General features: G+C 73.5%; 15 protein-coding genes. 9 read left to right on the forward strand and 6 right to left on the reverse strand.

Going from position 1 to position 18,162, the window contains the following annotated elements:
• Positions 1-148 precede the first annotated feature (148 nt).
• The 8 genes from ACQPY0_RS20975 (at position 149) to ACQPY0_RS21010 (ending at position 8,533) form a co-directional block, all read left to right on the forward strand.
• A complete protein-coding gene (locus ACQPY0_RS20975) occupies positions 149-2,128 on the forward strand; it encodes a polysaccharide deacetylase family protein (RefSeq protein ID WP_432991355.1) in 1,980 nt (659 codons plus the stop codon).
• 10 nt (positions 2,129-2,138) lie between these two features.
• Positions 2,139-3,356 carry a sensor histidine kinase gene (locus ACQPY0_RS20980; protein ID WP_432991357.1) on the forward strand — a complete coding sequence of 406 codons (1,218 nt, stop codon included), beginning with the start codon at positions 2,139-2,141 and terminating at the stop codon, positions 3,354-3,356.
• Positions 3,353-4,018 carry a response regulator gene (locus ACQPY0_RS20985; RefSeq protein ID WP_432991359.1) on the forward strand — a complete coding sequence of 222 codons (666 nt, stop codon included), beginning with the start codon at positions 3,353-3,355 and terminating at the stop codon, positions 4,016-4,018. Before ACQPY0_RS20980 ends, ACQPY0_RS20985 begins: the two co-directional genes overlap by 4 nt.
• 73 nt (positions 4,019-4,091) lie before the next feature.
• Positions 4,092-4,784, forward strand: a complete 693-nt coding sequence (locus ACQPY0_RS20990) for a class I SAM-dependent methyltransferase (protein ID WP_432991361.1) — start codon at positions 4,092-4,094, stop codon at positions 4,782-4,784.
• A gap of 52 nt (positions 4,785-4,836) precedes the next feature.
• The gene (locus tag ACQPY0_RS20995; protein WP_432991363.1) at positions 4,837-5,628 is read left to right on the forward strand and encodes an alpha/beta fold hydrolase; all 792 of its coding nucleotides are present in this window, start codon (positions 4,837-4,839) and stop codon (positions 5,626-5,628) included.
• A gap of 185 nt (positions 5,629-5,813) precedes the next feature.
• Complete coding sequence (locus ACQPY0_RS21000; RefSeq protein ID WP_432991365.1) at positions 5,814-6,488, forward strand: SanA/YdcF family protein; 675 nt, start codon at positions 5,814-5,816, stop codon at positions 6,486-6,488.
• Positions 6,489-6,495: 7 nt separating this feature from the next.
• On the forward strand, positions 6,496-7,503 hold the full coding sequence (locus ACQPY0_RS21005; protein WP_432991367.1) for a nitronate monooxygenase: 1,008 nt from the start codon (positions 6,496-6,498) through the stop codon (positions 7,501-7,503).
• 112 nt (positions 7,504-7,615) lie between these two features.
• Positions 7,616-8,533 (forward strand): hypothetical protein, encoded by a 918-nt coding sequence (locus tag ACQPY0_RS21010; RefSeq protein WP_432991369.1) that lies wholly within the window; start codon positions 7,616-7,618, stop codon positions 8,531-8,533.
• Positions 8,534-8,538: 5 nt separating this feature from the next.
• Here ACQPY0_RS21010 and ACQPY0_RS21015 read toward each other — a convergent pair whose 3' ends face one another.
• From ACQPY0_RS21015 to ACQPY0_RS21035, 5 genes are all read right to left on the reverse strand, one after another.
• A complete protein-coding gene (locus ACQPY0_RS21015; RefSeq protein ID WP_432991371.1) occupies positions 8,539-9,186 on the reverse strand; it encodes a response regulator in 648 nt (215 codons plus the stop codon).
• Positions 9,183-10,316 carry a sensor histidine kinase gene (locus ACQPY0_RS21020; RefSeq protein WP_432991373.1) on the reverse strand — a complete coding sequence of 378 codons (1,134 nt, stop codon included), beginning with the start codon at positions 10,314-10,316 and terminating at the stop codon, positions 9,183-9,185. Before ACQPY0_RS21020 ends, ACQPY0_RS21015 begins: the two co-directional genes overlap by 4 nt.
• A gap of 21 nt (positions 10,317-10,337) precedes the next feature.
• Complete coding sequence (locus tag ACQPY0_RS21025) at positions 10,338-10,868, reverse strand: hypothetical protein (RefSeq protein WP_432991375.1); 531 nt, start codon at positions 10,866-10,868, stop codon at positions 10,338-10,340.
• 61 nt (positions 10,869-10,929) lie between these two features.
• Positions 10,930-11,154, reverse strand: coding sequence for a hypothetical protein (locus ACQPY0_RS21030; protein ID WP_432991377.1), 225 nt, complete (start codon positions 11,152-11,154; stop codon positions 10,930-10,932).
• Positions 11,155-11,265: 111 nt separating this feature from the next.
• The gene (locus ACQPY0_RS21035) at positions 11,266-15,315 is read right to left on the reverse strand and encodes a BTAD domain-containing putative transcriptional regulator (protein ID WP_432991379.1); all 4,050 of its coding nucleotides are present in this window, start codon (positions 15,313-15,315) and stop codon (positions 11,266-11,268) included.
• 212 nt (positions 15,316-15,527) lie between these two features.
• Between ACQPY0_RS21035 and ACQPY0_RS21040 the strand changes: the two genes are divergently transcribed.
• Positions 15,528-15,911 (forward strand): PPOX class F420-dependent oxidoreductase, encoded by a 384-nt coding sequence (locus ACQPY0_RS21040; protein WP_432991381.1) that lies wholly within the window; start codon positions 15,528-15,530, stop codon positions 15,909-15,911.
• 63 nt (positions 15,912-15,974) lie between these two features.
• Here ACQPY0_RS21040 and ACQPY0_RS21045 read toward each other — a convergent pair whose 3' ends face one another.
• Positions 15,975-18,002 (reverse strand): M4 family metallopeptidase, encoded by a 2,028-nt coding sequence (locus tag ACQPY0_RS21045; RefSeq protein ID WP_432991383.1) that lies wholly within the window; start codon positions 18,000-18,002, stop codon positions 15,975-15,977.
• Positions 18,003-18,162: the final 160 nt, after the last annotated feature.

An 18,162-nucleotide genomic window follows, 5' to 3' on the forward strand; every position in this document is an offset into this window, starting at 1 on the left:
GGGCGCTAATCTGCGACAAAGCGCTGGTCAATGCCGCGCTGTCCGAAACTGCCGGGACGGTGGCCTCACGTTGCGTTGACGCCATATGTGGGGGATTGGTCAGATACCCCGTCCGCAGTTGCTCAAGGTGACGAAGGGGTACCAACACGTGCGCCTGATCAGACTCATCATCGGCGGGGTACTGGCGACCGTCGTCTCCGCGCTGCTGCCAAGCGTCACGGCGTATGCGACGGGGGCCAACCTCATCGGCAATCCATCGGCCGAGACCGCGCAGGGCTCCGGCCCGGCGAGCTGGACCTTCGACAAGTGGGGCACGAACAACGCGACCTCGGCGTGGAAGGACGGTGGCAAGGACGGGCAGAAGAGCCTCGCCGTGTCGATGACGTCCCGGTCCTCCGGCGACGCGAAGTGGATGGCCGCGCCGGTCACGGTGAAGCCGAGCACGAAGTACGTCGTGAGCGACTGGTACATCAGTAACGTGCAGACCTCGCTCGAGGTGCTCTACACCAACGCGGCCGGCAAACAGACCTACGTCTGGCTGGCCGACGTGCCCGCCTCCGCCGCGTGGAAGCAGTTGTCGGTCCAGTTCACCACGCCTGCCGACGCGGTGAAGGCGTCCGTGTACCACCTGCTGGACAAGAAGGGCAGCCTGCAGACCGACGTGTACTTCCTCGCCGAGTCCGGCGCCTCGGACCCGACGACGCCGCCGGCCTCGGTGCAGCTGACCGCCCCGGCCAACGGCGCCACCGTCAACGGCACCCAGCAGGTCGCCGCCACCGCCAGCAGCGACGTCCTCGGCGTCACGTTCTCGGTCAACGGCACCGCACTCGGCGCCGAGGACACCGCGGCGCCGTTCACCGCCAGCTGGGACACGAAGAAGTTCGCCAACGGTGTCTACACCGTCAAAGCCGTCGCCCGTACCGCCACCGGGTCGGCCACGAGCAACGTCACCGTGACCGTCAACAACTCGACGACCACACCGCCGCCGACCACGCCGGGCAACCTCATCGGCAACCCGGGCGTGGAGACCGCCTCCGGCAGCGCGCCGGCCGGCTGGAGCGGCTCCAGCTGGGGCACCAACACCACGACGTTGAGCTATCTCACCACCGGGCACTCCGGCAGCCGCAGCGTCAAGACGCAGATCACGAAGTACACCAGCGGCGATGCGAAGTGGAGCCCGGCCCCGGTCACGGTCACGCCGGGCAAGACCTACCAGTACTCGAACTGGTACCAGTCCAATGTGGACAGCGAGATCGACGTCGAGGTCACCATGGCCGACGGCTCGGAGCAGTACGCCTACCTCGCCGCGGCCCCGGCCTCCTCGGCGTGGGCGAAGGTGAGCGCGCAGTACATCGTCCCGGCGGGTGCGGTCAAGATCACCGTGTTCCAGGTGCTGGCCAAGGTCGGCTGGGTCACCGGCGACGACTTCTCCCTCACCGAGTACGCCCCCGCGCAGCTCAACCGTGCGCTGGTCAGCCTCACCTTCGACGACGGCTGGAGGTCGCAGTACACCGCCGGGCTGCCGCTGCTGGACAAGTACAACGTGGACGCCACGTACTACCTGCTCACCAGCACCATCGACTACCCGGACTACATGACCAAGGCGCAGATGGGGGACCTGGCCAACCACGGCATCGAGATCGCCTCGCACACCGTGGACCACCCGCACCTGCCGACGCTGAGCGCCGCGCAGATCGACAGCGAGCTGAAGGACAGCCAGGCGACGCTGCGGCAGTGGTACGGCGCGGGCGTGGCGAAGAACTTCGCGACGCCGTACGGCGAGTACAACGCCACGGTGCTGAGCACGAGCAAGAAGTACTACCGCTCGCACCGCTCCACCGACGAGGGGTACAACACCAAGGACGGCACCGACGTCAACAACATCAAGGTGCAGAACATCCTCAACACCACGACCCCGGCCCAGGTCGGCCAGTGGATCGACCAGGCGATCCGGGACAAGAGCTGGCTGGTGCTGGTGTACCACGAGGTGAGCGCGAGCGCCGAGGACCCGACCTACGCCGTGACGCCCGCCAACCTGGAGGCGGAGCTGAAGCTGATCCAGCAGAAGGGAATCGCGGCGCGCACCGTCGACCAGGCTCTTGACGAGGTGATTCCGCAGCTGGCATAGCATTGCCGTCGTGGGGTGGATCGCGCGTGGCCTGTGGGCGTTCATCGCCGGACGGGATCCCGCGGTCCACCCCAGGACGCGTCTGGGCCGGGCGCTGCCGCTCATCGGCGTCATCGCCGGCCTGCTCTCGGGCCTTCTGGCCTACCAGTACTACCGCGGCAACGTCCCCGAGCCCGCCGGCCACAAGTTGCTGGTGCTCATCGTCTGCTCCGGGCTCATCGCGCTGCCGATCGGTCTGGTCGCCACCCGGCCGCTGCTGGCCTGGCGCATCGCGTTCGCCGCCGCGATCTTCACCAGCACGACCGTGCACATCGTCCAGGGCACGCCGTGGCCGTTCCAGCCGGTGCAGATCCTGTCCTTCCCGCTGATCCTCATGGTGGTGGCGATCCGCCACTCCCGCGCGGTGCTCGTCTGGGTCGGCTTCTCCGCCTTCCTGCTCGCCACGGCGTACGTCAACCCGGCCAGCCTCTCCGGCGTGCTGCTGCTCGTGCTGGCCGTGCTCGTCATCGGCGACCAGATCCGCCGCCGCCGCGAGGTCCAGCGTGAGCTAGCCGAGGAAGCCGAGCGCACCGAGCTCGCCCAGGCCCGCCGCGCCGTCGCCGAGGAGCGCAACCGCATCGCCCGCGAGATGCACGACGTCGTCGCCCACCACATGTCGCTCATCGCCGTGCGGGCCGAGACCGCGGTCTACCGCATCGAGGGCGTACCGCCGGCCGTGGCGGAGGAGCTGCAGGCCATCGCCGGCACGTCGCGAGAGGCGCTCACCGAGATGCGCCGCCTGCTCGGCGTGCTGCGCAACGACGCCGTCCCGCTGACCGAGCCCCAGCCGACCCTGGACGAGCTGGCCGGGCTGGTCCGCGAGGCGCGCGAGGCCGGGGTGCAGGTGTCGTACTCGCCCGTGCCCGGGGCCACGGTGCCGCCCGGGGTGGGCCTGGCCGCCTTCCGGATCGTGCAGGAGGCGCTGAGCAACGCCCGCCGCCACGCCGCGGGCGCGCCGGTCTCGATCGTGATCTTCCGCGACCGGGCGGAGCTGCGCGTCTTCGTGCGCAACGAGCCCACGGGCACGCCGCCGGCCCCGGAGGGCAAGGGCCACGGCCTGCTCGGCATGCAGGAGCGCGCCGCCGCGGTCGGCGGGACCCTGCGGGCCGGCCCGGCTGCCGACGGCGGCTACGAGGTCGTCGCCACCCTGCCCCTGGATGCCCCGGGCGCCCCGGACGGAGAGCCGTGATCAAGATTCTCATCGTCGACGACCAGGCCATGGTCCGCCAGGGCTTCGCGGCGCTGCTGGCCGCGCAGCCCGACTTCACCGTGGTCGGCGACGCCCCCGACGGCCAGCAGGGCATCACGCTGGCCCGCGAGCGCGCGCCCGACGTGGTGCTCATGGACATCCGCATGCCGGTCCTCGACGGCCTGGAGGCGACCCGCCGCATCATGAACGCCGGCCCCGGCCTGCACCGCCCCCGGGTGCTCATCCTCACCACGTTCGACCTCGACGACTACGTCTTCGAGGCGCTGCGGGCCGGCGCGTCCGGCTTCCTGCTCAAGGACGCCCCCGCCGCCGAGTTGGTCAACGCCGTGCGCGTGGTCGCCGCCGGCGACGGCCTGCTCGCCCCGTCGGTGACCCGCAAGCTCATCGAGCAGTTCGCCGCCCGCCCGCGCCCGGCCAGCCATCGCCCGGACCGGCTGCGCGAGCTGACGCCGCGCGAGGTCGAGGTGCTGCGGCTGATCGCCCGGGGCCAGTCCAACGCCGAGATCGCCGGGACCCTCGTGGTCGCCGAGCAGACGGTGAAGACCCACGTGAGCCGGGTCCTGCAGAAGCTCGAGCTGCGCGACCGCGCCCAGGCGGTGGTCTTCGCCTACGAGACGGGTGTGGTCACGGCGGGGGAGTAGTACCGCGGTAGCACGCCCGCATGGCTCCGCCGAGTGACGCGCGGGCGTCCGGCGCCCGCCTACCTTGCGGCGCATGTACTCCGTGGACACCCTCATCGGCTGGTACCGCGAGCACGCCGCGAGCCTGCGGGCCGCGCGCGAGGAGCAGCGGGAACTGCTGGCCGGGCGGGCGATGCGCCCGAAGCTCGACGACATCGAGGCCGAGATCAGCTACCTCACCGTGCGCGCGCTGCGCCCGCACACCGTGGTGGAGATCGGCTCCTTCCGCGGCTGGTCGACGTCGTGGCTGCTGCGGGCCCTGCGCGACAACGGCGCCGGCGTGCTGCACACGTACGACCGCGTCGACCACGCCGTGCGTACCGTCCCCGACGAGCTGACCGGCGCCCGGTGGACCTTCACCCCCGGCGACGTGCGCGACGCCGAGCTGCCGGACGACCCCGGCTTCCTCCTCGTCGACGCGGCGCACACCGCGGGGTTCGCACGGTGGTACACCGCGAACGTCCTCGACCGCCTCAAGCCCGGCGTCGCCGTGGCGGTGCACGACGTCTACCACGGCCGCCGCCCATGGCCGAACAGCGAGGGCGCGGTCCTGCTGCGCTGGCTGCGCGAGCGCGGCATCGCGCACCTCACCGCGTCCCGCCACGGCGACCCCGACCTGCACGACCATCTGCTCGGCGTGAAGCGACGCCTGCGCATGGCCGCCCCGGTGCACACCGGCACCCACGACCCGATGGCGTTCTTCGGTACGCGGGAGCTACGGACATGACCCCTCCGCGGTATGACGATCGGCCGCAAGGCCCGTTCCTACCTTCTCCGGCATGCGAACGCTGCCGCTGCTGCTACCCGTCCTCGCCGCCGCCCTGACCGTCTTCGGCCCCACCCATACGGCCGCCACCCCGGCCCCGCTGCCGATGCAGAACGTGCGCACCGCCGACGGCCGGGCCCTGGAGATCGTCGGCGACCTCGCCACCGCCCGCACGGTCGTGGTGCTCGTCCCCGGCGTCGACACCACGGCCGCCAACTTCGACCGCGGCCTCGGCGGGGTCGAGCGCCGGGCCCCGGCCTGGCAGGCCCACCGCCTCGCCGACGAGATCGCCGCCCGCGGCGGTAACGGGATCGCGGTCGTGGCCTGGCTCGGCTACCACCCGCCGCACGGGGTCGGCCTGGACGCGGCCCGCGAGGACCTGGCCGCGGCGGGCGCGGCGGCGCTGCGCGAGTTCGTCTCGCGGCTGCCGGGCGAGCGGATCGTCGTGGTCGGCCACAGCTACGGCTCGACGGTCGCCGGGCTCGCCGCCCGCAGGCTCGACCCGCGGGTCAGCGATGTCGTCGCGCTCGGCAGCCCCGGCCTCGGCGTCGAGCGGGCCGCGGACCTGCACACCGCCGCGCACGTGTGGGCCGGCACCGCCGCGAACGACTGGACCCGCCGCATCCCGGGCGTGCGGATCGTCGGGGCCGGGCACGGGGCGCACCCGTACGACCCGGCCTTCGGCGCCACCGCGCTGCCGGTCGGCGGGGTCGAAGGGCACGACGGGTACTTCGTCCCCGGCGCCGAGAGCCTGCGCGCCCTCGCGGACATCGCGCTCGGCGCGGCCGCTGCTCAGGTCTTGTAGCCCTTCAGCGCCGCCTCCAGCCGCGGCTTCGCGTTGGGTGCCGGGCGCCTTCGCTTGCGGGGCCGAGGGCACGCACGAGTTCACGGCGATGGGGCGCGCGGGCCGGGCTCTGGGCGCCGCTGTCGGATTGACGTCGTAGTGTTGCGTTCTCGTCGGTGGCGGCCAACCTCGTGGGTGTGCGAACGATGAAGTGGTGGTGGCCGCGGCTGCACCGGCTGGTCGGGCTGGCAGTCGCGGCGGCGGTCCTGGGCGGCCTGGTCACGGCCGAGAGCAGCATGTGGCTGCAGACCGAGGCGCGCGGGCACGTCTTCACCGTGGCCGACGTGCCGCCGGCGCCGGTCGCGCTGGTCCTCGGCGCGCAGGTGTACCCCGACGGCAACCCGTCGCCGTTCCTCGCCGCGCGGCTGGAGCTCGCCCGGCAGCTCTACGCCACCGGCAAGGTCCGCGCCGTGCTGGTCTCCGGCGACCACATGGACTGGGGCTACGACGAGCCGGGCGCCATGTGGCTGTGGCTCAACGCGCGCCGCGTCCCGGCCGGGAAGATCGTCGAGGACCACGCGGGCTTCGACACGTACGACTCCTGCGCCCGCGCCAACCGCGTCTTCGGCGTCACCAAGGCGATCGTCGTCACCCAGGACTTCCACATCGCGCGCGCGGTCGCGCTGTGCCGCCGCCTGGGCGTGGATGCCAGCGGCGTCGGCGACACGACCATGCGGCAGTTCCGCACGCCGTGGACGATCGGCTCGACCCGGGAGTACGGTGCGGCGGACAAGGCCGCCTGGGACGTGCTCAGCGGCCGCGACCCGGTTTTCCTGGGCCGGCACGAGACATCGGTGCAGGAGGCGCTCGCCGAGGGATGATCGGGGCATGACGTCACCGCTTGACCGCCCCGTGATCGCCGCGCCGATGGCCGGCGGACCCTCCACCCCGGCCCTGGTCGACGCGGCCGCGGCGGCCGGCTCGTTCGGCTTCCTCGCCGCCGGCTACCGCACCGCCGCGGACCTGGCCGCGCAGATCCGCCAGGTCACGGGCGACTTCGGCGTCAACGTGTTCGCGCCCGCCCCGGTGCCCGTCGACCCCGCGGCGTTCCGCCGCTACGCCCAGGAGCTGCGGCCGGAGGGCGAGCCGTACGGGATCGACCCGGCGGCGGCGGAGATCGTCGAGAACGACGACGACTGGGCCGCCAAGCTCGACCTGCTGCTGACCCACCCGGTGCCCGTGGTGTCGTTCACGTTCGGGCTGCCGCCGGGCGGGGCGATCGCCGCGCTGCGCCGGGCCGGCACCTTCGTCCTGCAGACCGTCACGTCCGTGGCCGAGGCACGGGCGGCGGCGGAGGCCGGGGCCGACGGGCTCGTCGTGCAGGCCGCCGGGGCCGGCGCGCACTCCGGCACCTTCACGCCGCACGCCGTCCCGGCCGAGGTGCCGCTGCCGGACCTGGTGCGCTCGGTGCTCGCCGCGCTCGACCGGCCCGTGGTCGCGGCCGGCGGGATCGGCACCGCCGACGACGTGCGGGCGGCGCTCGCGGCCGGGGCGCGCAGCGTGATGGTCGGCACCGCGCTGCTGCGCACCGACGAGAGCGGGGCGTCGGCGGTGCACAAGACCGCCCTGGCCGAGCGCTCCGCGGCGGACACCGTATTGACCCGGGCGTTCAGCGGGCGGCCGGCCCGGGCCCTGCGCAACGGGTTCGTCGAGCGCCACCACGCCTCGGCGCCGGCGGGCTATCCCGCCGTACACCATCTGACGACCCCGCTGCGGCGGGCGGCGGCCGCGGCCGGGGACGCCGAGCGCGTCAACCTGTGGGCCGGGACCGGCTTCCGGCACGCCGCGAGCGGCCCCGCCGCCGCCGTGCTGCGGGAGCTCGCGCGAAAGGCATAGCGCGGCGCTGTGCCTCGGGGTATCGCCAGCACTACCAGAAGACTCGATCCAGTGTGATGGTTCGCGCCGGCCGCTCTTGCGAAGCTTGGGCGCGTCCAGGTCGACCAGCACGGTGCTTGTCGCCTCGCGACGACATACCCGGATCAAGTCGAAGGAGTCCGCTTTGCGTCGTCCCGCAGCCCCGTCACCATCCGCAGGTGTCTCCGGTCGCGCGCTCGCGACGCTCGTCGCTCTCGCCGCGGCCCTGATCGCCGCCTTTGTCGTCGGCCCACCCACGCTGGCGGGGGGCGGGCCGGGCGGCGCCCTGGTCGGCAACCGTAACCTCACCGAAGCCCTCCGCGGGGCATTCGTCGAATGGTGGCGCTCCGGCGACGGGGATTTGTCGCCGGGCTTGCAGCGGGTGGTCGACTACTGGTTCCGTTACCACGTGGTCAAGGCCGTGATCGCGGCGATCCTGCTGATCGTGCTCGTCGCGCTCGGTGTTCGTCTCTGGAGGGCAGTGCTGAGCGCTGCTGATCCCGGGCCGCGAAAGAGAGCCGCGCTCGCGTCGTCCGGCGTTCTCGTCACGATGCTCGCGCTGTTCGCGTTGGTGGTCGTGATGGCCAACATCCAGGGTGCCGTGGCGCCCTTCGCCTCGCTGTTGCCGATGCTGACGGACGGCGCGCCCGGCGGCGGAGCGCTCGCCGACACGCTGGAGCAGGTCAGGCAGCGATTGGCCGACTCCGGGAGCGCGGGTGGGCAGACCCCGCCCGCCCTCCAGGTGATGATCAGCGACTTCGCTCGATATCACGTGGCGCTGGCCGTGGTTGCCGCCGCCGTGGCGGTCGTCCTCATCGGCATGAGCGTGGTGGCGTGGAGGAGGTTTGCCCGAACGGGGGCGTCCGAGCGGCGGACAAGGCGTGTGCTGGGGTCGTTCGGTGCTCTCTCGGCGTCGCTGTCGCTGCTGGTGATCCTGGTCGCCGTGGCGAACACGACCAGCGCGGCCCACTCGGCGTCGGCGCTCTCGGCCTTCTTCGACGGCGGATGGTGATCGTGTTAGGAGCGCAGGCCGCGTTCGTACGCGTAGCGCACGGCCTGCGCCCGGTCGCGCACACCGATCTTGGCGAAGAGCCGGTTGATGTGCGACTTCACGGTCACCTCGGTGACGAAGAGGCGCTCGGCGATCTCGCGGTTGGACAGCCCGTCGGCGATCAGGCCGAGCACCTCGGTCTCGCGCGCGGTCAGGCCGTCGGGGGGACCGGACGACGGGGGTTGGCCCTGGCCCTGCACGGCCGCGGCGAGCAGGCGCTGCTGCACCTGCGGGTCGAGCACCGACTGCCCGGCCGCCGCGGCCCGCACCGCCTGGGCGATCTGCACGCGGCCGGCGTCCTTGGTGAGGTAGCCCAGCGCGCCCGCCTGCAGCGCCGCCAGGATGTGCTCGTCGTCGGCGAACGTGGTGAGCACGACCACGCGGGTCTCCGGCTGCCGCTGCCGGATCGCTCGGGTCGCCGCCACCCCGTCGGTGCGCGGCATCCGCAGGTCCATGAGTACCACGTCGGGGCGGTGCCGCTCGGCCAGCTCGATCGCCTGCTCGCCGTCGGCCGCCTCGCCGACCACCTCGACGTCATCGAGCAGCCCCAGCATCACCGCCAGCCCCTCGCGCACGGCCGTCTGATCGTCCGCGATCACCACCCGGATACTCACCCAGGCATCTTCACATCCACCAGCCACCCGTCCCCGCACGGCCCGGCCGCGAACGTCCCGCCGGCGAGCTCGGCGCGCTCCCGCAGCCCGGTCAGCCCGTAGCCGGAGGAGAGCCCGGTCACCGGCGCCCCGGCCGGCCCGTGGTTGCGCACCGTGAGCCGGACGTCCCCGTCCGCGTACTCCAGCCGCACCGCCACCGCGCTGCCCGGCGCGTGCTTGCGCACGTTGCTCAGCGCCTCCTGGGCGCTGCGGAACAGCGCCAGCCCCGCCTCCGGGCTCAGCTCCCGGGCCGCGCCCGCCAGCTCGAACTCGGCGTCGCCGGCGTCGGCCCGGTAGCCGGCGGTCAGCTCGCGCACCAGCTCCGGCAGCGGCATCGGGTCGCCGCGCAGCGCGCTGACGGCCCGGCGGGTCTCGGTGAGCCCGTCGCGGGCCAGCCGCCCGGCGCGGTCCACGATCACCGCCGCGTCCGCCGCCCGGTCCCGCTCCAGCAGCGCCGCCGCCGTCTCCAGCTGCAGCGACAGGGCCGAGAGCGAGTGGGCGAGCACGTCGTGGATCTCGCGGGCCAGTCGCGCCCGCTCGGCCAGCGCCGCCGCCTTCGCCTGCTCGCCGGCGAGCAGCTGGTCCTGCTCGGCGCGGGCCTCGCGCTCGCGCCGCACGGCGCCGATGAGCAGCAGGAGCAGCATCACCCCGGCCCAGATGGTGATCGACGGAAGCGGCGATCCGGCGATCGCGTGCGCGGTGGCGAGCAGCAGCGCCCCGGCGCCGGTCATCACCGCGGCGGCCGTCAGCGACAGCGTGCCGGAGGCCATGGTGACCGCGGCGAGGGAGTAGCAGCCGCCGAAGCCGCCGGGGTGCACCAGTGTCAGGGCCGGGCCGCTCGCCATGCAGACCGCGACGCTGTACGGCTGCAGCCGCGGCCCGCCGGCCCGCAGCGTCATCGCCACCCACGCCACCGCGCCGAGCACGACCCCGGCCAGCACCGCGAGCCCCCGGCCGGACAGGCCCGGCCGGGGGTCGTCCTGGAACATCGCGACGGTCAGGATCACCAGGAAGATCAGGCTGCGCAGCTGGCGCCAGCGGGCGAGGCGGCGTTCGGTGACGAGGTCGAGCACCGCCCCAGTCTGCGTCATGGTCGCGGCCACCCCGGTCGTCTATCGCCCGCCGGTGATGCCGCCGCTGCGGGCGGCGCGCCGCGAGCCGCGCGGGGCGAACGGGACGCCGGTGGCGATCGCGCGCCGGCCGAGGATCGCCGCCTCGCCGAGGAAGCTCAGGCCGAGCACCAGCAGCAGGCCGGCGCTGAGCACGCTCTGGTCGGCGCCGAACGCCCGGGCGGCGACGAGCTGGCCGACCCGCAGCAGCACCAGGCCGAGCCAGACGGCGATGGTGACGAGCGTGTAGCGGTACCACACGTGCCCGTTCTGCACGAAGACCTTCACGGTGACACCCCGCAGGACGCCGCCCAGCACGGCGACGACCGCGCCCACCCCGAGCACCGCGCCGTCGGTCACCGGGTGCCGCGCGGCGGTGGCGAAGTCGATCTGGGCGAGCGTGTATCCGCCGAACACGATCAGCAGCAGCGGCGGCACGATCAGGCGCCGGGCCTCCAGCGGCTCGCCGATGTACCGGCGGACCATGAGCAGGACGATGACGGCGACGGCGACGAGCAGCGTGGTCGGGTTCATGCCGTCGACGCTATGGATCGGCGGCCGCGAAGGCCGCCACCCACGGGTGGATCCGCACCCGTCACCGGGTGGAGATTTCCAGCCCGCAGGCCGGCGACCCGGCGGCCAGCATCGCCTCCTGCACGGCCCGCGGATCGGCTGCGGCCGGCGCCGATGCGCCCTCAACCATGGCCGGCAGCCAGAGCGAGGCCGCCTCCACCCGCGGGGGCGGCCAGTCCGGCGCGGCCGCGGCGACGAGCCACTCGATCCGCGAGCGCCAGCGGTCCGCCGGCACCGGGGTCGCCACGGCCCTGCTGCGCGCCCTGGAGACCAGCGCGACGGGTACGACGAGATTCCGGTCTTCGGTGTCTACCAGGGCTCGGAGCTATCCGTCTGCTACGAGCGCACGGTCGCGTAGTCAGGCCAGGGCGGCGGCTGCGGCCTCCGCCCGGGTCGTGGCCGGGGCGTGGTGCAGCTCGCGGGCCCGGCGCAGCGCCTCGGCGGCACCCTCGCGGTCGCGCCGGGCCAGAGCCCGGACGCGGCGCAGGTCCGGCTCGGCGAACCCGCTCTGACCCGGCAGCCCGCGCCGCAGGGCCGCGTCCGCGACCGTGCCGGCCTCCTCGCACCGGCCCAGCGTCAGCAGCGCCTCGGCGTGCAGCGCCTCGAGCCGGCCGAAGCGGCGCATCGCCTCGCCGAGGTGCTCGCGGGCCGCGGCCATCCGTTCCAGGCCCGCCGGCGTGCCGGTGCGCACCTCCGCCCAGCCCAGCACCAGGCCCGCCAGGCTGCGGTACTCCGGGTGCCCGCCCCGCTCCGCCAGCACGAGCGTCTCGCGGGCGGCGGCCGCCGCGGACCCCGGATCGTCGCGGTCGGCGGCCACGACGGCGGTGAAGTTCGCGACGTACATGTCCAGGAACAGCTCGCCGACCCGCCCGGCCCGCTCCCGGGCGACCCACAGGTGCGCCTGGGCCGCGGCGTCGTCGCCGAGCAGCCCGCACGCGAGCGCGGCCGGGGCGAACGCCCCGATGACCGGGTCCCAGTTGACGATCGGGAACACCGGCAGGTCGCCGGCCGGCAGCGCGGCGAGCGCGGCCTCGAAGTGCCCGTGGGCGCGGGGCAGGTCGAGCACGGTGAGCGCGGCGTGGCCCTCGTGCACCTCGGCGACCACCGCCGCCCAGCGGTCGCCCGGGACCTGCGCGGGGGAGCGGGCGACGGAGACTGCCCGCTGGACGTCGCCGGCGGCGGTGTGGAAGGAGGCGTACCCCCACAGCGCCGGCAGCACGTCGAGGACCGGCCGCCCGCGCAGGCGCAGCAGCAGGGGCTCCATCGCCGCGTACTGGCCCGCCGGGAACGGCGCCAGGTAACCGTCGGTGGCCTGGCGCATGTAGGCGAGCCGGATGCGCAGGTCCAGCTCGGCGACGTCGCGCCGCTCGCCCGCCGTCGCCCGGTGCAGCAGCTCCAGGCCCTCCTCCAGCAGCGCCGAGGCCTGCTCGTGCGCGGTGCGGTCGTAGGCCTCGCGGGCCGCGTCGGCCAGGGCCGGGACGACGTCGTACGGCGAGAGCACCGGCAGCGCCGCCCGCAGGTGCCCGGCGAGCTGCGCGGCGGTGCCGAGTCCGGTGTCGCGCAGCGCCTGGGCGGCCCGGGCGTGCAGCCGGGCCCGGCGCAGCGGCCCCTGGTCCTGGTACGCGGTCTGCCGCACCAGGTCGTGGGAGAACCGCAGCAGCCCCGGATCGTCGGTGGCGGTGAGCAGCCCGGCGACGACGGCGGTGTCGAGCGTGTCGAACAGTGCCAGCTCGTCGATCTGCACGACGTCGCGCAGCACCGGCACGGCGACGTCGCGCCCGAGCACCGCCGCGACCGCGAGCACCGCGTTGACCTGGCCGGGCAGCCGGGCCAGCCGCCGGCGCACGACCTCCTGGACACGTACCGGGACGTGCTCGGGCGACAGGGTGTGCTCGGCGACGAGGACGCGCAGCAGCTCCACGACGAAGAACGGATTGCCACCGGTGCGGTCGGCGAGCATCGCGACGGTCTCGCCCGGCACGTCCCCGCCGGTCACCGACCGCGCGAGCGCCGCGATGGCGTCGGGGCCGAGCCCGTCCAGCGGCATGCGTACCGCGGCCGGGTCGGCGATCAGCTCGGCGAGCACGCCGGCCAGGGGCGCGGTGCGGGCGAGCTCGGCCTCGCGGTAGCCGACGGCGAGCAGCACCCGCGTGGTCCGCAACGCCTTGGCGAACATGGTCAGCAGCACGGTCGACGGGGCGTCGAGCCAGTGCGCGTCGTCGAGGATGAGCACGAGCGGCGTGCGGGCGGCCAGCCGTCCGAGGCCGTCGACGATACCCTGCAGCAGGCGGGACCGGGCCATCTCGGGATCGGCGAGGCGCTCGGCCCCGGGCAGATCGAGGACCTCGCCGAGCGTGGGGTCGAGGACGGCGGGCAGGTTACCGTAGGGTGCGAAGGCCGCGCCCAGCGCCTCGGCCGCGCCCGGGCTGGCCGCGATGCCGCGCAGGATCTGCGCCCACGGCAGGAAGACCGGCGGCGCCTCCCCGTCGACACCGGTCCCGGCCCCGACGACCCCTTTGGCCCGCGCGGCGACCTCCCGCAGCAGCGCCGACTTCCCGATCCCCGGACTCCCGGACACAAGCAGAAGCCGCCCAGGCCCAGCGCCGGCCTCGCCCAGAAGACGATCGATGACCCGCAGCTCACCGTCCCGCCCAACGAGCCCGTCGCCCTCGCCATCGGGCGACATTTCGGAAATGTCGCCCGTGCCCAGCCAAACAGCCGCCCCACCGGCCGCGACTCCCGCCCCACCGGCCGCGACTCCAGCTCCGCCGGTCGCACCGGTGGTCCCCGCTCCGGCCGAGGCTCCCGTTCCAGGTCCCACGCCGCCGGCAGCTGCGACTCCCGCTGCGCCAGGTGCGGCCCCCGTTCCCGGCCCCATCCCGCCGGGCGCGGCTCCAACTCCCGCCCAACCAGCCGCGATTCCCGTTTCCGCTCCGCCGGTCGCCGCTGCGGTTCCAGGTCCCATCCCGCCGGGCGCGGCCGCAACTCCCGCTCCGGGCCCAGTGGCCGCAGTTGCAACCCCTGGCCAGCCGGCCGCGAGTCCTGCTGCGGCTGCCGGTCCGTTGGCCGTGCCCTCGGCCTCAATTGGGCTGGTTGTGGTTCCTGTTCCGGGTCCTGCCCAGCCGGCCGTGAGTCCTGCTCCGGCTGCCGGTCCGCTGGCCTCGCCGTCAGCCCCAACTGCGCCGGTCGTGGTTCCTGTTCCGGGTCCTGCCCAGCCGGCCGTGAGTCCTGCTCCGGCTGCCGGTCCGCTGGCCTCGCTGTCAGCCCCAACTGCGCCGGTCGTGGCTCCTGTCCCAGGGCCCGGCCAGCCGGCCGGGATTCCCGTTCCCGCTGCGCCGGTCGCGGCTCCTGTCCCCGCTGCGCCGGCTGCGGCTCCGGTCCCGGGGCTCGCCCAGCCGGCCGTGATTCCCGTTCTCGCTTCGTCGGCTGCGGCTCTCGTTCCCGGCGTGCCAGCTGTGGTTCCCGCTCCTGCTTCCGCTCCGGTCCTGGCGCTGCGCATTCCGGACATTTCCGAAAAATCCGGAACGGGGCCCGAAGGTGGTGCGGGAGGTGTGGAGATGGGAGATGCGGAGGTGGGCGGCCCTGACGTCGGGGCGTAGGGCGACGCGGGAGGTGCGAACGTGGACGCGGACGGTGGGGGCTCGGTCAGGTGGGGGGCCTGGCGGAGGATGTCCTGGGCCAGTTGCTGCAGTGCCGGGCCGGGCTCGATGCCCAGCTCGTCGATCAGGCCCTGGCGGGCGCGGCCGTACGCGGCCATGGCGTCGGCCTGGCGGCCGCAGCGGTACAGGGCCAGCATGAGCTGGCCCCACAGGCGCTCGCGGTAGGGGGCCTCGGCCAGGGCGCCCTCGCTGCGGTACACCACCTCGGCGGCGCGGCCCAGGGCGAGCAGCGCCTCCGACTGCTGCTCCATCGCCGTCAGGCGCAGCTCGATCAGGCGGGAGCGCTCGGCGCGGGCCAGGGCGGACTCGCCCAGCTCCGGTAGCGGGTCGCCGCGCCACATCGACAGGGCGTCGGTGAGGGTCGACAGGGCCGCGGCCGGGTCGGCGGGGTGGGCGGCGGCGCGCTCGACGGCCGTGGCGAAGCGGGCCGCGTCGACAGCGTCGGGCGGGACCTGCAGCAGGTAACCGGGGGCGCGGCTGACCAGCACGGCGGAGCGGTCGCGGGAGGTGCGGCCGGGCTCCAGGGCGCGGCGCAGCCGGGAGACGTACGCCTGCAGCGAGGCGATTGCCCGCTCCGGTGGCTCGTCCGCCCACAGCTCGTCGATGAGGCGCTGCACGGAGACGATCCGGCCGGGCTGGGTCGCCAGCATGGCCAGGACGGCCCGCTGTTTCGGGGTGCCGGTGTCGACCGGATCCGCGCCGTTGTCAACCTCGAGCGGGCCCAGGATGCGCAACTGGAGGATGCCCACGCCTCCCGACCCTCGATCCGACACTTCGCCGCGACGAGCCTACGGGGCCCGACCGGCCCGCAGCGAGCCTCCGCCCGGTCCGGGAAGTCCGGCCGAACGGAGCTTCCGCCGCAGCTCTCGCACCATATCCGCACGGACCCCGCCGCGCCGGGCACCACGGCGGCGTGGCTTCGTACGCTTGATGGCACGAGCGCAGTGGAGGAGACTCGGGCATGAGTGCAGCGGAGTGGATCAGCCAGGCCGGGTACGTCCGCCTGACCAGTTACCGCAAGGACGGCACGCCCGTCGCGACGCCGGTGTGGCACGCGGTGCACGACGGCGAGGTGTTCATCATCTCCAACGCCGACGCGTGGAAGGTCAAGCGCATCCGGCGCGACGGCCGGGTCGAGCTGACCCCGTGCGACGTCCGCGGGAAGGTCAAGCCGGGCGCGGCCACGGCGGCCGGGACCGCGCGGCTGCTCGACGAGGCCGGGACGGCGGCGGCGCGGCAGTACATCGCGCGGAAGTACTTCCTCTCGCGCGCCGGCAACTTCCTCACCCGCGTGCTGCGCCTGAAGCGGCCGCCGGTGATCGGCATCGCGGTCGCCCTGCCGTAGCGGGAAACGGAACGGGCCCGGGCGACGCGCGGCCCGGGCCCCTCCGTGATGCGGCGGTTGGGACTAGCTCAGCGTGACGGCCGTGTCGTCGATGACGAACGAGGTCTGCAGCGAGGAGTCCTCGGAACCGCTGAACTTGATGGTCACCGTCTGACCCGCGAAGGCGTTGAGGCTGTAGCTCTGGAGCTGGTAGCCGGAGGCCTTGTTGAGGTTGGACAGGGTGCCCAGGGTGGTGCTGCCGGCCGTGACGGTCAGTTTGTCGTACTGCGTCGTCGTGGTCGTCTCGGCCGAGTCGATGTGCACGTAGAACGAGAGTGTCGCCGTGCATCCGGCCGGGATCGTCACCGACTGCTGGATCGCCTCGGTGTGGGTCGAGCCGTAGCCGTCCAGCCACGCGCTCCAGGTGCCACCGTGCGCGGCCTGGCCCGAGCTGGCCCACTGGCTGATGCTGCCCGTGTTGCCGGACCACGAGGTCGTGCCGGACTCGAAGCCGGGGTTGGCCAGCTTCTGACCGGAGCAGCCGCCGGTGGGCGGCGGGGTGGTCGGGCCACCGGTGGTGGGCGGCGGGGTGGTGCCGCCGGTGCAGGTCGGGTCGCCCGACTGCGCCGGCACGGACACCGCGTCCCACGCGGCCTTGACCGTGTTGAACTGGGTGCAGCTACCCGGGAAGAGGTTCTTGGCCGCGGTCAGCGTCCAGGTACGGTACTTCAGGTACGACGACGACGAGGTCTTCATCAGCATCGCGTTGTACATGACCTTGATGGCGTTCTGGATGCCCAGCGGGTTGCTGACGGTCGAGCCGTTGCAGGTCGGGCTGGACGGCTGGCCGTTGCCGGCGGAGCCCTGGGCCATCAGGTAGAACCAGTGGTTGCCGGGGCCGGCGGCCGCGTGGACCTCCTGCGACGGCGTGCTGCTGGAGTAGCAGTTCGAGTCACCCACGGCCGACGGGTTGTACATGTTGCGGATCGGGCCGCTGCCGACCAGGTTGATCTCCTCGCCGACGAGGTAGTCCGGCGGGTCGTTCGGGTTGTTCGCGTACCACTCGGTGGCCGCGCCGAACGTGTCCGCGACGAACTCCTGGGTGCCGCTCTTGGAGATGCCGCCCGGCGTGTGGTCGTCGATGCCGTGGCCCATCTCGTGGCCCACGACGTCGGCGGAGCCGATCCACTGACCGGCGGTGTTCTTGCCGATCTGGACCTGGGTGCCGTCGTAGTACGCGTTCTGGTCGTTCAGCCCGACGCGGATGGGCCAGGCGCCGCCGGAGCCGTCCATGCCGTTGCGGCCCAGCCACGACGAGAGCATCGCGGCCTCCTTCTGCGCGACGTACAGAGCGTCGACGCAGCCGGTCTCCCGGTTGGTGCCGGTCCCGTTGCCCCACACGTCGTCGCTGCCGGAGAACGTGGTGTTGTTCGCCGCGTCCTGGCAGGCCAGGCTCGTGATGGACGGGTCCTTCATGCTGTACGTGCTGCCCGATTGCGTGGTGTTGATCGTCACCGAGCCGTTGATCCAGCCGGTGCCGGTGCCCTTCATCACGTGCTCGGTGGAGTTCAGCAGCGCGCCGGTGTTCGCGTCGACGGCCACGGTGAGCCGGCTGGCGCCCTCAGCGCCGGTGCCGGACAGCGTGGTCTCGTACGCGAGCTTGGCGGCCCCGTCGAGGGTGTAGACGACGAGCGAGGTGCCCTCGACGTTGTTCACCGACGTGAGCTGGTGACGAGCGACGGCCTCGGCGGCCGACGAGGTGATCTTCGGCGTGGTCGAGAGGTTGCCGATCGCCTTGGTCTGCGCCACCGACGTGTACTGCGTCGCGCCGCTCTTGTCCGTGACGACGACGAAGTCACCGCCCGTGACGTGCAGGCCCTTGTAGGTCCGGTCGTAGGAGACGTACTTGGCGTTGCCCGACGCCGTGACCGACTTCTGCACATACGTCTCGTCGGAGGACGGCTGGATGGCGCTCGGCTTGCTCTTGACGAACGAGTCGACCGACTGGGCGGCGACGGCGTTGGAAACCTCGAAGGCGTCCGAGGACGGCGATGGGGGCGAGGCTTGCACGGCCGCGGCGGTGCCGGCTGTTACCAGCCCGACCGCGAACACACCGGCCGCTGTAGCGAACCGTGGTGAGAGCTTCAAAGGGTGCCTTCTTTCAGCAACGACCCACCCGACCGGGGAATGTGTGACGGGCCGGGCCGGAACCAATGGAGACACGCGCTCGTCGAAGCGCCTGAGGGGCGGCTGTGCGCGCCTACGACCGTCC

Origin of the sequence: Dactylosporangium sp. CA-233914 (assembly GCF_050942935.1) — a bacterium.
In the GTDB taxonomy this organism is placed as follows: Bacteria; Actinomycetota; Actinomycetes; order Mycobacteriales; family Micromonosporaceae; genus Dactylosporangium.

Bases quoted from the DNA above. Each gene is read 5' to 3' on its own strand.
- ACQPY0_RS21020 (WP_432991373.1), bottom strand. From the start codon at position 10,316: ATGACGCAGACTGGGGCGGTGCTCGACCTCGTCACCGAACGCCGCCTC.
- ACQPY0_RS20995 (WP_432991363.1), top strand. From the start codon at position 4,837: ATGCGAACGCTGCCGCTGCTGCTACCCGTCCTCGCCGCCGCCCTGACC.
- ACQPY0_RS21005 (WP_432991367.1), top strand. From the start codon at position 6,496: ATGACGTCACCGCTTGACCGCCCCGTGATCGCCGCGCCGATGGCCGGC.
- ACQPY0_RS20990 (WP_432991361.1), top strand. From the start codon at position 4,092: ATGTACTCCGTGGACACCCTCATCGGCTGGTACCGCGAGCACGCCGCG.
- ACQPY0_RS21000 (WP_432991365.1), top strand. From the start codon at position 5,814: ATGAAGTGGTGGTGGCCGCGGCTGCACCGGCTGGTCGGGCTGGCAGTC.
- ACQPY0_RS21025 (WP_432991375.1), bottom strand. From the start codon at position 10,868: ATGAACCCGACCACGCTGCTCGTCGCCGTCGCCGTCATCGTCCTGCTC.
- ACQPY0_RS21040 (WP_432991381.1), top strand. From the start codon at position 15,528: ATGAGTGCAGCGGAGTGGATCAGCCAGGCCGGGTACGTCCGCCTGACC.